Consider the following 13,597-nt stretch of genomic DNA (forward strand, 5'->3'; position numbering starts at 1 on the left):
GCTGCCGCTGGCCCGGGCGCTGGTCGACGGGGCGGGGATGCCCCCCGAGGCGGTGGGGCCGATCGACGCGGTGCTGCGCCCGATGGTGGACCGCGCCTACGACCCGGGCCCGGCGCACAACCCGGTCCAGATCATCAACGGCATCACCCACATCCCGACGATTTTCTCTGCGGTCTCCTGGCCCATCCGCGGCGCCCGCGCCGGGATCAACCTGGCCACCAACTCCCTGGCCGTCGCCAACCTGGCCCGGATCCTCACCCCGGGTCCCGGGCTCGGCAAAGGCGGCGTGGTGCGCAAGGTCGTCCGCGCGGTCGTCAAAGCCAAGAAGTAACCGCTAGAGCCGCAGCCCGTCGCGGGGCGAAAAGCCAATCAGCTGTTCGGCTATCGGCGCCGGTGACTTCTCTTCTTCGGGCAGCAGCGGCTTACGTCCGACCGGGCGACGGCGCCCTGGCGGCCGGCTCAAGGACGCCCAGCCCGACGGCCACCACCAGTTCGCCCGCCCGACCAGCACGGCGATTGCGGGCACCGTCACCGTCCGCAGCAGGAACGTATCCAGCAGCAGGCCCGTCCCCAGGACGAAGCCGGCCTGAATCACCGTCGACAGGCTGGCGAATACCAGGCCGTACATCGACGCTGCCATGATCAGGCCCGCCGCGGTGATCACCCCGCCCGTCGAGGAGACGGTTCGGACGACACCGGTTCGGATTCCCGACGCCGACTCGTCCCGTAGCCGGGAAATGAGCAGCATGTTGTAGTCGGCGCCCACCGCGACCAAGATGACGAAGGTCAATCCCGGGACGCTCCAATGCATTTGCGCGCCGAGTAGGAACTGGAACACGATGACGCCGATGCCGAGGGCCGACATGTACGACACGATCACCGTGCCGATCAGGTACAACGGCGCAACGACCGCCCGCAGCAATGCAATGAGAATGAGCAGCACCACGCAGATCGTCATCGCGATGATGAACCGCAGATCGTGATCGGAGTAGTCGCGCGTCTCCTTGAGCACCACCGGCAGCCCCACCACCGAGACCTTGGCGTCGGCCAGCGTGGTGTTCGGCTGGGCGCCCTGCGCAGCCGCCCCGATCGCGTTGACCTGATCCATCGCCGCGGTGCTGAACGGATCGAGATCGGTCTGGATCAGGTACCGCATCGCGTGTCCGTCGGGTGAAACGAACGCGCCGGCAAGTCGTTTCAACTGATCGGCCGTCATTCCGCCCATCAGGTCCTGCACCCCGCCCGGCAACTCGGCCGGCTTCCCGCCCTCACCGGTGGCGTACGACAAGGCTTGTGCGGGAATGTAGAAGCCCGCCATCGCCGGCGTCGTGGCTTCCTTCTTCATCGACAGCAGGAACGCGGACGCCTCCCCCAGCCCGAAACCCATCTTCTTGACCTGATCGACCAGTTGCTGCACTCCGTCGGCCAATTGCCTGCTGCCGTCCGCCAGCGTGTTGGTCCCCTGCTGCAGGAAGGTGATCTTCGCCCGCATGCCGCCCGGGCTGCCCATCCCCAGGGAGCCCATCGCACCGATGACGGTGGACAGCGCCCGGCGCAACCCGGAAACCGTTGCCGCGAGGGTGTGTACGGCCTCGGTCGCCCGCAGTTGGCGCGCCAACTCCGATATCTTGCCCAGCGTCCCGTCGTCGCGCGCGGTCACCAACCGCTGCAGTTCCTCGCGCGCGTTCACGCAGGCGGGCTCGGCGCTGCACATCGGGCTGTTCTCCAGTGCACCCAGCACTGGGTTGACCCAATCGGAGTTGTTCGCAACGAAATTGGCGTTGGCGTCGATGGCGTCGCCGAGCGAACGCATCCCGTTGACGAGCCGTTCGGCGCCCTCGAGTTCGGCCAGCGCCCGGTTCCCGCCGAAGACGTTCTGCAGCGTCGCCAGCGCGTCGACCAGGCCCCCGACGGCGGACACCGCCTGATTCACCTGGGTGCGCACGTCGCCGAGCTTGCCCGCCATCGTGTTGGCGCCGCCCGCCAACCGGTCGAGATCACCGGTGTGGTCGACGATTTGCTTGGAGCCCGCGTCCAGTTTGTCGCCGACTTCACCGGCCTGCCATGAGGTCTTGGCCTGCTCCAGGGACTGCCCGGTGGGCCGGGTGATGCCCCGGACCATCGCGACGCCCGGCACCTGGCTGATTCGCTGTGCCATCTGTTCGAGGTCGGCGAGGGCCCTCGCCGTCCTCAGATCCTGCGGCGAGGAGATGAACAGGTACTCGGGGATGATCAGGTTGGTCGAGAAGTGCTTGTCCAGCGCGGCGTATCCGATCGAGCTTTCGACGGTGCCGGGCAGGGCCTTGCGGTCGTCGTAGTTGTAGCGGGCCAGACCCGCGCACCCGGCCAGGATCACCAGCACCAGCGCGCTGGCCAGCAAGTGGGTCTTGGGCCGGCGCACGATGTTGACGCCCGAACGCCGCCAGAAGCGCCGGCTGAGGTCGCTGCGCGGCGCGATCCAGCCGCGGCGCCCGGCGAGCACCAGCAGTGCCGGCAGCAGGGTGATCGCCGCAAAGAACACGACGGCCACCGAGATGCCGAGCACCGGCCCGACCGTCCGCAAGATTCCCAACCGGGTGAAGACCATCCCGAGGAAGGTGATCGCGACGGTGGCGGCCGACGCCGCGATCACTTTGCCGATGGACGCCAGCGCCTTGACCACCGCCTCATCCGAAGCCACGCCCTGACGCACGTAGTCGTGATATCGGCTGATCAGGAACACCGCGTAATCGGTTCCGGCGCCTACCATCATCCCGCTCATGAAGATGACGGTCTGGTTGGCGATGCCCAGGCCCGCCGATCCGACGACGGCCACCAGCCGCTGGGCCACCACCGCGGACGTCCCGATCGTCAACAGCGGCAGCACCATCGTGACCGGGTTCCGGTAGATCACCAGCAGAATGACGAACAACAGCACGACGATCGCTAATTCGATTCGCGCGCGGTCGCGCTGGCCGGTGAGGTTCAGGTCGGCGACCGTCGACGCGGGCCCGGTCAGGTTGGCCCTCAGCGTGGATCCGGCCACGGTCTGCTTCACGGTGTCGGCCACCCGCGCGTACGCCTGTTTGGATTGCGGCGAGCCGAGGTCGCCGGGCAGGCCGACGGGCAGCATCCACGCCTGGTGGTCCTTACTGGTCATCAGCTCACGCAGCGGCGGGGTGGTCAGAAAATCCTGCACCATCGCGACGTCTCGGCTGTCCCGGCGGAGGGCCTCGACGAGGTTCCGGTAGGTGCCTTCGTCGGCGGGGGTCAGCCCCTTACCGTCGCTGAGCACCACCACCGCGATGCTCTGCAACCCGGCTTCCCCGAACGCGGCGTTCATGTTTCGGGTTGCGGCCAACACCGGGGCGTCCGCGGGCAGGATGGCCACCGGGTGTTGCTGAGAGATCTGTTCCAGCGACGGCGCGGTCAGCGATAGGACGCCCGCGGTCGCGATCCAGACGCCGATCACCAGCCACGGCCGGCGCACTATCAGGCGTCCGAGCCGGGGGAAGATGCCCGGGGAGTCGTCCCGGCCGGCCTTCGCTAGTGACATTCGAGAACCGCATTCTTTCCGGCGTTAGTACGCGGCCTGCCGATACCGGTGGGCAGCGTTACGTGCACGCTCGGCCGCCCCGCCGTCGGCGATGCGGACGCACACGGATTTTAGGGCATCGAGGTATCGGGTCACGGAATTTCGGGCCACCGGGTGGTCGGGGAACAACACGCTGGCCGCGGTCTCGTCGAACCGCCCCACCATGGTGCTCAACGGGTAGGTGACCCTGCCGTCGCTGTGTGCACCCACGGTCAGTCCCTCGAACAATTTTGTCATCATCGACAGCGGATTGGCTTGCGCGTCAAAGAAATTCACCAGGTTGAACAGCGGCGGCGGCCTGCGCAGTGACGGCACCAATTCGACGACGCGCTCGAAGGGCACCCGCGCGAGGTCCGCCCCCGCGTCGAAGGACTCCTGCGCGCTTCGGGCGATGTCGTTGAAGGACAGCCCGGCGACGGGCACGGCGATCGGGATCTGGCCGGTGAACCAGCCCTGCGTCGTGAAGTCGTCCTGCGTGCTGCGCGTGTCCTTCGGGGTGATGCCGAAATAGGTTTCGGCGCTGGTCAATTCGTGACTCGCCAGGGCGAGGCACGCGAACATCCCCCCGACGAAACGGGCGCCCGCACCGACGCAGGCGGTCTCGAATCGATGGGTTTGTCCCTCATCCAGCAGTGTCAGGCCCCCTAAGTCGCCTTCATAGGGCACGGATTGATCGCCGAGGGGGAGCGGGAACGCCGGGAACGTCCCGTCGTTGCGTTCGGCGAAGTCGACCCAGGCGCGCACCTCCGCGGAGCCGGCGGTCAGCGCCGAGGTGTACTCACGCTGCCGGACGCAGTGGTCGGCGTAGCTGCCGGCCGGCGGAAGTTCGACCGGCGGGTTGCCCCCGGTGAGCTCCGCGTACATCGTCTGGAATTCCATGAGTCCCATTCCGACGAATTGGCCGTCGGCGTGCAGGTGGTCGATGCTGGCGTAGAAGGTGAAGCGGTCGGGGCGCTGAATCACCCCGAAGCCGAAGCAATCCCACTGCAGCGAGTCGGGGGTGGCCACGACATGGTCCTGCAGCTCGGCGCTGGTCAGGTCGCCGTGTTCGGTGAGCATCAGCTCGATGTCGACCGGGTCGGCGATGGTGTGCCGAACGATGTGGTCGGCGTCGAAGTACTCGAACCAGCTGCGGTAGGTGTCGTGGCGGCGCAGGTGCGCATTGATGACGTAGGTCATGGCGCGCAGGTCGCAGCGGCCCGACACCTCGACCGAAGCGATCAGCAACCGGGAGTGATCCAGGCCGCGGGCGGCCTGTTCGCGCAGGCTGCGAAGGTGCCGGGCCTGGACGTAGCTGGGGGGCACCGGGCTGACCGGCGCCGCGAGGGCCTTGGTGCGGGCAGACGGTGACGGGTGCCACGCGAACAATGCGCCGGGCGCGGGCGCCCATTCCTTGACCGTTGAGACTTCCAATGGCCCGATCCGCACCGCTGCCTCCCGTACGTAGCACCGACGGCGGTGCGTGGAGAAGGCAGTGACTGCTCACCCGGGGGATCCGCCAAACACCGGTGGTGCCGAGGTTCCCCGGTAGCGTAGCCCCCGCCGCCGTGCGCCGCTCGGAACGACGTGCCGCCCGGCCGGCGTCCCGAAGGTCAGGCCGTGCGCTCTTCGAGCGCCCGGCGCGCCGCGTTGTAGCCGGGCGTGAAGGTGATGCCCGGCCCCCCGTGGCAGCCGGCGCTGCCCAGGTACAGCCCTTCGATGGGGATCGGCTGACCGCGAAAGCCCTTGGGGCCGGGGCGGTTCGGCCCGATCTGATCCGAGCTCAGCAGTCCATGGCAGTAATCGCCTCCCGGGGCGCCGAACATCACGCCCATGTGCTTGGGGGTGAAGGTGGTGTGCCGGATGATGCTGCGCTCGAAGTTCGGCGCCAATCGGGTGATCTTGTCGATCACGCGCTGGCCCATCTCGACCTTCGCGTCGCCATAGTCGGCGCCACCCTCGATCGGGAACCACAGCGCGAACGCCGAGGCGGCGTGCTTGCCCTCGGGGGCCAGGTCCGGGTCGTTCTGCGTCGGAATCTGCAACACCACGGTGGGGTCGGCCGGCACGATTCCGCGGCGGCAGTCCTCCCACTGCTGCTGAACCTCCTCCGGCGTGCAGAACAGGCCGATGGATGCCTGCATCGCCGGGTCGTTGAGCGCCTCGTAGGGCGCGGCGAACTCCGGCGCCTCCTCCAGCGCGAAGTGCATCTGCAGGTAGCTGCCCCGATGGTCGGTCCGGGCAAATCGCTCCCGAATGTCGGCGGGCAGCAGGGCCGGGTCGATCAGGTCGTTGACGGTGACGTCGGGCGCGATGCCGGAGACGACGATCGGGGCGGTCAACTCCTCGCCGGCCTCGGTGCGCACCCCGCGCACCCGCCCGTCGGCGACCAGGATCTCGGTCACCTTGGAGCGCAGCCGGACTTCCCCGCCGTGGCTTTCCAGCAGCTCGCCCAGGTGCGAGGTGAGCGCCCCGATACCGCCGCGCAGTTTCTTCATCTGCATGGTGTCGCCGTCCGGGACACCCAAGCCGAAGGCGAGCGCGGCCGCGCTGCCCGGGGTGGCCGGCCCGCGATACAGGGTGTTGACGGCCAGCACGGTCATCGATCCGCGCAGCGCGCCGTGCTTTTCGCGGTCGGGAAGGTAACGGTCCAGCACGTCGGTGACCGAACCGAAGAGCATGTCGTCGATGGCGGAGCGCTCGAATTCGTTTGTGGCGCAGGCATACATCTCGTCGAAGGTCTTGGGCTCGGTTCCCGCCTCGAACCTGCCGAGCGCCCGCGTGGGGGCCTGTGCCCAGGCCATCAGCCCCGCCATCCCGTTGACGGCGTCCGCCCCGTGCACCTCGTTGAGGTGGGTGAACAACTTGATCGGGTCGCTGTACTGGATCAGCGGGTCGTCCCCGACGCCGCGCACCGCCACCGACATCACGTCGAGGTCGATCGTCGGCAGGGTGTCCAGGCCGAGCTCCTCGACGACCACCGTCGAGGTGGGGAACTGGACCGAGCCGGCGATCTCGAAGCGGTACCCGTCGAAGAGCTCCACCGTGGACGCCATGCCACCGGCGTACAGCTTGGAATCCAGGCACACCGTGCGCAATCCCGCCTTCTGCAGCAGCACTGCGGCCGCCAGGCCGTTGTGCCCGGCACCGATAACTATCGCGTCGTAATCAGACATGTCCTGACCTCCCGCACAGCAGGCTGGCATGCGGTCAAAGTTTTGTCAATTATGACGAAACTGTGGTGACCCAGGTACCGGAGATACCCTCCCTCAGCGATTCCAGCGCGACGTGCGACATCCGCGCCAGCTCTCCGAGCGACCGCTCCTCGCCAACCATCCAGGCCTCCATCGCACCGAACACCGCGGCGGCGATGCAGCGGGCCGTCACGGTGATGCGCAGCCGCGCATCGGGCTTGCGCGGGGCCGTGCAGCTACGCCGATCCAGTTGCGCCTCGATGGCGTCGGCGAGGTCGGCCTGGACGTCGCGAATGTGGCGATGGATGCGGTCCTGGTCGAGCTCCCCGCCTCGCATCGCGGCGATCTTCGCCACGGCCTCAACGTCATAGGGAAACGCGAAGATAGCCGACTGAACGGAATCGATGAGCGGTTCGTCAGCGGGTCTGGCGTCCAGCGCCGCGCGAAACCAGTTCAGCCCGGTGTAGTCGGCAAACAGCAGATCGTGCTTGGAGCTGAAGTGCCGATAGAAGGTGCGCAGGGAGACTCCGGCGTCGGCCGCGATCTGTTCGGCCGACGTGTCCTCGACCCCCTGCGCCAGGAAGCGCACCATGGCGGCCTGGCGCAACGCCTCACGAGTGCGTTCGCTGCGCGCCGTCTGTGCCGGCCTGACCATGCAAGTAAGTTACCCCAAACCGCCTTTTGTCAGTATTGACAAAACTTTGGGTGCCGGGTGAGACTGCGGCCATGGTCTCGCTTCTTGTGCATGCAGTTCTCGGGCTCACTGTCATCGGCTGGATCGTCGCCGCGAACTCGAAGGTCTTCGCCCGGCCGGCCGGGGGTCCGTTGTTCTCCCCGCTGGAGTGCGTCTACTACCTGGTCGGGATCGCGTCGGTCGCGCTGGGCTGGTACTTCAACATCACCTACGTCTCGCAGTATTCGCACGGGTCCACCAACCCGCTGTGGGGCGAGCACGGCAGCTGGGCCGAGTACATCAGGCTGATGTTCACCAACCCGGCCGCGTCCTCCGCCAGCCAGGACTACACGATCGCGAATGTGGTTCTGCTGCCGCTGTTTACGATCGTGGACGGCTATCGCCGTGGGTTCAAGCACCCTTGGCTGTACTTCGTCTCCAGCCTGTTCACCAGCTTTGCGTTCGCGTTCGCCTTCTACTTCGCCACCTTGGAGCGGCAGCGCCGGCACGAGCAGGCCCGCGAGACGGTGGACGCCTAGGTCCCCTCCGCCCAGCGGCGGGCCCACCGGTCCAGCGGATCGAGGGCCTCGCCCAGCGACAGGCCGGCCTCGCCGAGCTCGTAACACTGGTCGGCGCGCTGGACCACCAGGCCCGCGTCCGTCAGTTCGCCGAGCCGGTCATACAAAACGCTGGGGGACATGCCGTCGCAGCGCTCCCGCAAAGCCCGCGCTCCCAGCGGACCGTCGCGAAGCTCCCACAGGATCCGCAACGACCAGCGCCGCCCCAGGAGATCCAGGGCCGCCATCAGCGGGCGCCCGGTTGTCGACCCCCGCACCGGCCGCCCCGGCCGAGCCACCGATTGACGTTTCGGATTCCGTAACGTAGCTTTCTTGTCCATGGTTACGGAAATAGTAACGCCTCGCATCGGTGTCCTCGACCCGCCGTACGAGGACGCAGTGGCGGCACAACTTCAGAAGATGATGCCGCCGAACGTGCCGCCGATCGCCCTGTTTCGCACCCTGGTGCACAACATGCCCATGGCAGAGGCCATGACGCTCTGGGGCGGTTACGAACTCAGCCGCGCGTTGTCGCTGTCCCTTCGTGATCGTGAGATCGTGATCGACCGCACCTGCGCTCGCTGCGGCTGTGAGTACGAATGGGGCGTGCACGTCGCGTTTTTCGCAGAGAAGGCGCGCCTCGATCGCGAGCAGGTCCGCTCCTTGACCCAGGGCGGTGCCGACGATTCGTGCTGGACGGCCGAACGAGATCGCCTTCTCGTGCGGGCCGTGGACTCGCTCTGCGACCGTCGCGACATCGACGACGCCCTGTGGACGGCGCTGCGCGGCGAGTTCGACGAGTGCGAGATTCTCGACCTCACGATGCTGTGCGGGTGGTACCACGCGATCAGCTTCACCGCGCGTGCCGCCCGGGTGCCGCTCGAGCCGGGCAGCCCCACCTTCGCCGGCATCGGTGACTGATCAGTCCACGAGCGGCAGTCCGCGCTCAGGTCGGTTTGCTGGCGCGCCACCGTTGCCGCGGCCCCGACGGGTCGACCTGCACGTCCGCGAAGCCCGCCTTGAGCAGCCGCGCACCAAGATCCTTCGGCGCGATCGGGTTATAGCTGTCGGCGACGTGGAGCAGCCGGAAGGTCAGGGACGGGACGCCGTCGCTACCGGCGAAGGTCCCGCCCGGCTGCAGCACCCGGAAGGCTTCGGCGAAAAGCCGGTCCTGCAATTCGATGCCGGGAACGTGGTGCAGCATCGTGAAGCACACCACCGAGCTGAAGTGGTCGGCGGGAAGCCCGGTGGCGGTGCCGTCGCCGTGGATGATGCGGGCTCGGTCGCCGTAGCGGCGCTGCAAACGCTCGGCCATTGCGGCATCGACCTCGATGGCGGTGAGCGAATTCGCCCTATCCAGCAGGGCGAGCGTCGTCGCGCCGTATCCCGGGCCGATTTCCAAAGTGCGAGAGCCCAATTCGACGCCGTCCAACGCCCACGGCAGCAGCTGATCGGCCACCGCCTTCTCCCAGCCCACCGAGCTGCACCGCCGCCGGTGCAAGAGATTCATCGCCATGACGGCCACGCTAGGCGGCCGCACACACTGCGTGCTTCCGATATTCTGCCGTGTTATGTCGGAAATCGGCCACCACGGGCCCGCGACCTCGTCGCAGGCGCTGGCGCCGGGGACCCGCATCGAGCGGCACCGACACCCCCTGCACCAGATCGTCTACCCGTCCTCGGGCGCGGTCTCGGTCACCACCCCGGCGGGCACCTGGATCACGCCGGCGAATCGGGCGATCTGGATACCGGCGGGCTGCTGGCATGAACATACGTTCCACGGCCACACGCAATTTCACGGTGTGGCGCTGGACCCACGCCGCTACCGTCGTGGTCCCGCGGGGCCGGCGGTGCTGGCGGTCAACCCCTTGATGCGCGAACTCATCATCGCGTGTTCACGGGCCGCCGGAACCGACACCGACGAGCACCATCGAATGTTGGGGGTGCTGCATGACCAGGTGCAGGCGGCCGGTCCCGGTGAGCCACTGTGGATTCCGACACCGGTCGACGCCCGGCTCCGCGAGGCGTGCGCGTTGATCGCCGCCAACCTATCCGCGCCGTTGACGTTGCAACAGCTCGCCCGGCGGATCGGAATCAGCCAACGCACCCTGAGCCGCCTGTTCCGCGACGAGCTTTCGATGACCTTCCCGCAATGGCGCACCCAGCTCCGCCTGCAGCGCGCCCTGGTGTTGCTCGCCGAGCGCCGTGACGTCACATCGGTGGCATCCGAATGTGGTTGGGCCACAGCGAGTGCCTTCATCGACACCTACCGGCGGGCCTTCGGACACACGCCGGGCCGGGCGATCGCGAAGGCGCCCTAGCAAATGGTGCGACCCTCAGCACCCGTTAACCGGTGGGCTCGAGCAGCTCGGCGCCCACGAAAGGCACCAGCGCGTCGGGCACCCGCACGCTGCCGTCGGGCCGCTGGTGGTTCTCCAGGATCGCCACCAGCCACCGGGTGGTGCCCAGCGTGCCGTTGAGCGTGGCGGCGGTCTGCGGCTTGCCGTTGTCGTCGCGATAGCGCGTGGAAAGGCGGCGCGCCTGAAACGTGGTGCAGTTCGACGTCGACGTCAGTTCCCGGTAGGCGCCCTGCGTGGGAACCCATGCCTCGCAGTCGAATTTGCGAGCGGCCGACGACCCGAGATCACCCGCGGCGACGTCGATTACGCGATACGGCACCTCGATGCGGGCCAGCATCTCGCGCTGCCAGCCCAGCAGCCGCTGGTGTTCGGCCTCCGCGTCGCCCGGCATGCAGTAGACGAACCCCTCGACCTTGTCGAACTGGTGCACCCGGATGATGCCGCGGGTGTCCTTGCCATAGCTGCCGGCCTCACGGCGGAAACACGACGACCAGCCCGCGTACCGCAGGGGCCCACCGGACAGGTCCAGGATCTCGTCGGCGTGATAGCCGGCCAGCGGCACCTCGGAGGTGCCGACCAAATAGAGATCGTCGGCTTCGACCCGATAGATCTCGTCGGCGTGCGCGCCGAGGAATCCGGTTCCGGCCATCACCTCGGGGCGCACCAGCACCGGCGGGATCATCGGGATGAAGCCGTTCTCGACGGCCAGGCCCAGGGCCAGCTGCAGCAGCCCGAGCTGCAGCAGCGCGCCGCGCCCGGTCAGAAAGTAGAAGCGCGAGCCGGACACCTTCGCGCCGCGCTGCATGTCGATGAGGCCCAGCGACTCGCCAAGCTCCAGGTGGTCCTTCGGGTTCTCGAGCGCAGCCGGTTCGCCGACCAGGTCCAGGACCCGGTAGTCGTCTTCCCCGCCGGCGGGCACCCCCTCGATCACGACGTTGGAGATCGCCATGTGCGCCGCGGTGAACGCCGCCTCGGCCTCGGCCTGCTCGGTCTCGGCGGCCTTGACCTGCTCGGCCAATTCCTTGGCGCGCGCCAACCTGGCCGGCCGCTCCTCGGGGGACGCCGCGCCCACGCTCTTGCTGGCAGACTTCTGTTCCGCCCGCAGCGCATCGGCCGACGAGATCGCGGTCCGGCGGACGGCGTCGGCCGCCAGCAGGGCGTCGACCAGCGCCGGGTCCTCGCCGCGGTCGAGTTGGGAGCGGCGCACGGCGTCAGGGTCTTCCCGGAGCAATTTGAGGTCGATCACGGCCCTGAGACTACTTTTTCGGCTCCGGTCGGCTGGCAGAGCATCCCACCTATGATCACCCCAGGACTCACATCAGTAACGATTGTCACACCGCACAGGCGCTGCTGTCAGAATGGGAGCCGATGTCGCAAGCGCCCGAGACGGACCTCCCGGAAGCCCCGGAGGCCGACGCCCCTGCCGCCAGGCCGCAACGGTTCCCGGCGGGCTTCCGGTGGCCTCGCAGCCTGCAGGCCCAGGCCACCCGGCGCGCCCTGCTCTTGACCGCGCTGGGCGGCCTGCTGATCGCCGGGGTTGTCACCGCGCTGCCGGTCGGCGGCACCGGTCCCGGCCGATTGTCCGGCTATCTCGACGGCAACCCGGTGCCCACCACCGGGAACAAGAGCGACGCCGCCTTCAACAAGGCCGCGAGCGGTGATTGCCTGATGTGGCCGGACACCACCCCGGAGTCGGCGAAGATCGTCAGCTGCGCCGACGACCACAAGTTCGAAGTCGCCGAGTCCGTCGACATGCGGACGTTCCCCGGTTCCGAATACGGGCCCAACGCCGCTCCGCCGTCGCCCGCCCGGATCCAGCAGATCACCCAGGAGCAGTGCGAGTCCGCCGCCCGGAACTACCTGGGCCCCAAGTTCGATCCCAACAGCAAGTTCATCGTCAGCCTGCTGTGGCCCGGTGACCGGGCCTGGCGCCAGTCCGGCGAGCGCCGCATGCTGTGCGGCCTGCAACTGCCCGGCCCCAACAATCAGCAGCAGGCCTACAAGGGCAAGGTGGCCGAAGTCGACCAGTCCAAGGTCTGGCCGGCGGGCACCTGCCTGGGCATCGACCCGACCACCAATCAGCCGATCGACGCTCCGGTCGAGTGTGCGGCACCGCACGCGATGGAGGTGACCGGCACGGTCAACCTGGCCGAGAAGTTCCCCGGCGCGCTGCCGGCCGAGGCCGACCAGGACGGGTACATCAAGGACCTGTGCACCAAGATGACGGACGCCTATCTGGCGCCGGTCAAGTTGCGCACCACCACCCTGACGCTGATCTACCCCACCGTGCCGCTGGCCAGCTGGACGGCCGGCAGCCGGGAGGTCGCCTGCAGCATCGGCGCGACGTTGGGCAACGGCGGCTGGGCCACCCTGGTCAACAGCGCCAAGGGGCAGCTGCTGATCAACGGGCAGGCGCCGGTCCCGCCCCCCGACATTCCCGAAGAGCGGCTCACCCTCCCGCCGATACCGCTCCAGGTACCGGCTCAGGCCCCGCAAAGCCAGGCCAGCCCCACCCCGGAGATCCCGCCGAACAATCAGCACCTTCCGGTCAGACAGCCAGCGCGACGGCCTCGGAGCATCCGCAGCCGATGGCATCGCAGTCGACGACGAACGCGTGCGGCAACAGCTCGGGGCTGAAGCAATCCGGCTCCGTGCATTCGGAGCGGCGCAGTGAATGGCGAATGATGGTGCCGTGACAGTGATCCAAGCCTGCCCGGCAGTCGCGGCAGTCAGCACTCATAACCCGTTCATAGCACCGGCGGCGGACAAATCCGGGATGCCGCGCCCATAGAACGGGCCGACGTTCGTCAGGCCCAGCCCAATTCCTCCAGCCGCTCGTCGTCGATGCCGAAGTGGTGGGCGATCTCGTGGATCACCGTGATCGCGACCTCCTGGACGACGTCGTCGTCGGATTCGCAGACGTCCAGCAGCGCCTCGCGGTAAATCGTGATGGCGTCGGGCAGGGATCCGGCGTAGTCGGAGTCACGCTCGGTCAGCGCGACCCCTTCGTACAACCCGAGGAGTTCGCCGTCGTCGGGGTGGCGGTCCTCGACCAGCACGACGATGTTGTCCATTGCCGCCGCCAGCTCGGGCGGGATCAGGTCGAGCGCGTCGGCGACCATTTCCTCGAACCGTTGCGGATCCATCCGCACGGGCACTCGGCTAGCCCCCAGCGGGCGGCGCGGCGGGCACCTGGATCACGCCGGCGAATCGGGCGATCTGGATACCGGCGGGCTGCTGGCATGACCATCCGGTGACCC

12 protein-coding genes and 3 pseudogenes are annotated in these 13,597 nt (G+C 68.0%); 6 read left to right on the plus strand and 9 right to left on the minus strand.

What is annotated here, in order from left to right; translation table 11 throughout:
- Nucleotides 1-331: pseudogene (locus tag A9X03_RS29780) on the plus strand (PE-PPE domain-containing protein); the annotation flags it as partial.
- Between the two features lie 3 nt (nucleotides 332-334).
- Here A9X03_RS29780 and A9X03_RS11545 read toward each other — a convergent pair.
- The 4 genes from A9X03_RS11545 to A9X03_RS11560 all read right to left on the minus strand — a co-directional run bounded on the left by A9X03_RS11545 (nucleotide 335) and on the right by A9X03_RS11560 (nucleotide 7,402).
- Nucleotides 335-3,535 (minus strand): RND family transporter, encoded by a 3,201-nt coding sequence (locus A9X03_RS11545; protein WP_082974474.1) that lies wholly within the window; start codon nucleotides 3,533-3,535, stop codon nucleotides 335-337.
- Between the two features lie 24 nt (nucleotides 3,536-3,559).
- A complete protein-coding gene (locus A9X03_RS11550; RefSeq protein WP_067760265.1) occupies nucleotides 3,560-5,002 on the minus strand; it encodes a condensation domain-containing protein in 1,443 nt (480 codons plus the stop codon).
- A 164-nt stretch (nucleotides 5,003-5,166) separates the two neighbouring features.
- Nucleotides 5,167-6,729 carry an NAD(P)/FAD-dependent oxidoreductase gene (locus tag A9X03_RS11555; RefSeq protein WP_067760267.1) on the minus strand — a complete coding sequence of 521 codons (1,563 nt, stop codon included), beginning with the start codon at nucleotides 6,727-6,729 and terminating at the stop codon, nucleotides 5,167-5,169.
- Nucleotides 6,730-6,778: 49 nt separating this feature from the next.
- Entirely contained in the window at nucleotides 6,779-7,402 is a 624-nt protein-coding gene (locus tag A9X03_RS11560; protein WP_067760268.1) for a TetR/AcrR family transcriptional regulator, read from the minus strand.
- A 71-nt stretch (nucleotides 7,403-7,473) separates the two neighbouring features.
- Between A9X03_RS11560 and A9X03_RS11565 the strand changes: the two genes are divergently transcribed.
- On the plus strand, nucleotides 7,474-7,959 hold the full coding sequence (locus A9X03_RS11565) for a DUF2834 domain-containing protein (protein WP_067760270.1): 486 nt from the start codon (nucleotides 7,474-7,476) through the stop codon (nucleotides 7,957-7,959).
- On the opposite strand, the gene A9X03_RS11570 is transcribed toward A9X03_RS11565, so the two are convergent.
- Nucleotides 7,956-8,276 carry a helix-turn-helix domain-containing protein gene (locus tag A9X03_RS11570; RefSeq protein WP_231972874.1) on the minus strand — a complete coding sequence of 107 codons (321 nt, stop codon included), beginning with the start codon at nucleotides 8,274-8,276 and terminating at the stop codon, nucleotides 7,956-7,958. The two genes, A9X03_RS11565 and A9X03_RS11570, sit on opposite strands and share 4 nt — an antisense overlap.
- A gap of 40 nt (nucleotides 8,277-8,316) precedes the next feature.
- On the opposite strand from A9X03_RS11570, the gene A9X03_RS11575 reads away from it, so the two are divergent.
- A complete protein-coding gene (locus A9X03_RS11575; RefSeq protein ID WP_067760274.1) occupies nucleotides 8,317-8,898 on the plus strand; it encodes a carboxymuconolactone decarboxylase family protein in 582 nt (193 codons plus the stop codon).
- A gap of 25 nt (nucleotides 8,899-8,923) precedes the next feature.
- Here A9X03_RS11575 and A9X03_RS11580 read toward each other — a convergent pair whose 3' ends face one another.
- On the minus strand, nucleotides 8,924-9,493 hold the full coding sequence (locus A9X03_RS11580) for a class I SAM-dependent methyltransferase (RefSeq protein ID WP_068261100.1): 570 nt from the start codon (nucleotides 9,491-9,493) through the stop codon (nucleotides 8,924-8,926).
- 55 nt (nucleotides 9,494-9,548) lie between these two features.
- On the opposite strand from A9X03_RS11580, the gene A9X03_RS11585 reads away from it, so the two are divergent.
- Nucleotides 9,549-10,298: a helix-turn-helix domain-containing protein gene (locus tag A9X03_RS11585; protein ID WP_067760276.1), complete on the plus strand. Its 750-nt coding sequence runs from the start codon at nucleotides 9,549-9,551 to the stop codon at nucleotides 10,296-10,298.
- Nucleotides 10,299-10,323: 25 nt separating this feature from the next.
- On the opposite strand, the gene serS is transcribed toward A9X03_RS11585, so the two are convergent.
- Nucleotides 10,324-11,583 (minus strand): serine--tRNA ligase, encoded by a 1,260-nt coding sequence (gene serS / locus A9X03_RS11590; protein ID WP_067760278.1) that lies wholly within the window; start codon nucleotides 11,581-11,583, stop codon nucleotides 10,324-10,326.
- Between the two features lie 122 nt (nucleotides 11,584-11,705).
- On the opposite strand from serS, the gene A9X03_RS11595 reads away from it, so the two are divergent.
- Nucleotides 11,706-12,974, plus strand: a complete 1,269-nt coding sequence (locus A9X03_RS11595; protein WP_082974475.1) for a septum formation family protein — start codon at nucleotides 11,706-11,708, stop codon at nucleotides 12,972-12,974.
- On the opposite strand, the gene A9X03_RS30220 is transcribed toward A9X03_RS11595, so the two are convergent.
- The gene (locus A9X03_RS30220; protein WP_067755368.1) at nucleotides 12,886-13,077 is read right to left on the minus strand and encodes a hypothetical protein; all 192 of its coding nucleotides are present in this window, start codon (nucleotides 13,075-13,077) and stop codon (nucleotides 12,886-12,888) included. The two genes, A9X03_RS11595 and A9X03_RS30220, sit on opposite strands and share 89 nt — an antisense overlap.
- Nucleotides 13,074-13,495 (minus strand): annotated as a pseudogene (locus A9X03_RS11600) (metallopeptidase family protein). The gene A9X03_RS30220 and the pseudogene A9X03_RS11600 overlap by 4 nt, the downstream one beginning before the upstream one ends.
- Nucleotides 13,496-13,521: 26 nt before the next feature.
- Between A9X03_RS11600 and A9X03_RS30225 the strand changes: the two are divergent.
- Nucleotides 13,522-13,597, plus strand: a pseudogene (locus A9X03_RS30225) (hypothetical protein); the annotation flags it as partial.

This window comes from Mycobacterium sp. E1715 (assembly GCF_001667625.1).
Classification (GTDB): Bacteria; Actinomycetota; Actinomycetes; order Mycobacteriales; family Mycobacteriaceae; genus Mycobacterium.

Coding starts and splice junctions, on each gene's coding strand:
- A9X03_RS11545 (WP_082974474.1), bottom strand. CDS start 3,535: ATGTCACTAGCGAAGGCCGGCCGGGACGACTCCCCGGGCATCTTCCCC.
- A9X03_RS11555 (WP_067760267.1), bottom strand. CDS start 6,729: ATGTCTGATTACGACGCGATAGTTATCGGTGCCGGGCACAACGGCCTG.
- A9X03_RS11560 (WP_067760268.1), bottom strand. CDS start 7,402: ATGGTCAGGCCGGCACAGACGGCGCGCAGCGAACGCACTCGTGAGGCG.
- A9X03_RS11565 (WP_067760270.1), top strand. CDS start 7,474: ATGGTCTCGCTTCTTGTGCATGCAGTTCTCGGGCTCACTGTCATCGGC.
- A9X03_RS11575 (WP_067760274.1), top strand. CDS start 8,317: ATGGTTACGGAAATAGTAACGCCTCGCATCGGTGTCCTCGACCCGCCG.
- A9X03_RS11580 (WP_068261100.1), bottom strand. CDS start 9,493: ATGGCGATGAATCTCTTGCACCGGCGGCGGTGCAGCTCGGTGGGCTGG.
- A9X03_RS11585 (WP_067760276.1), top strand. CDS start 9,549: ATGTCGGAAATCGGCCACCACGGGCCCGCGACCTCGTCGCAGGCGCTG.
- A9X03_RS11595 (WP_082974475.1), top strand. CDS start 11,706: ATGTCGCAAGCGCCCGAGACGGACCTCCCGGAAGCCCCGGAGGCCGAC.
- A9X03_RS30220 (WP_067755368.1), bottom strand. CDS start 13,077: ATGAGTGCTGACTGCCGCGACTGCCGGGCAGGCTTGGATCACTGTCAC.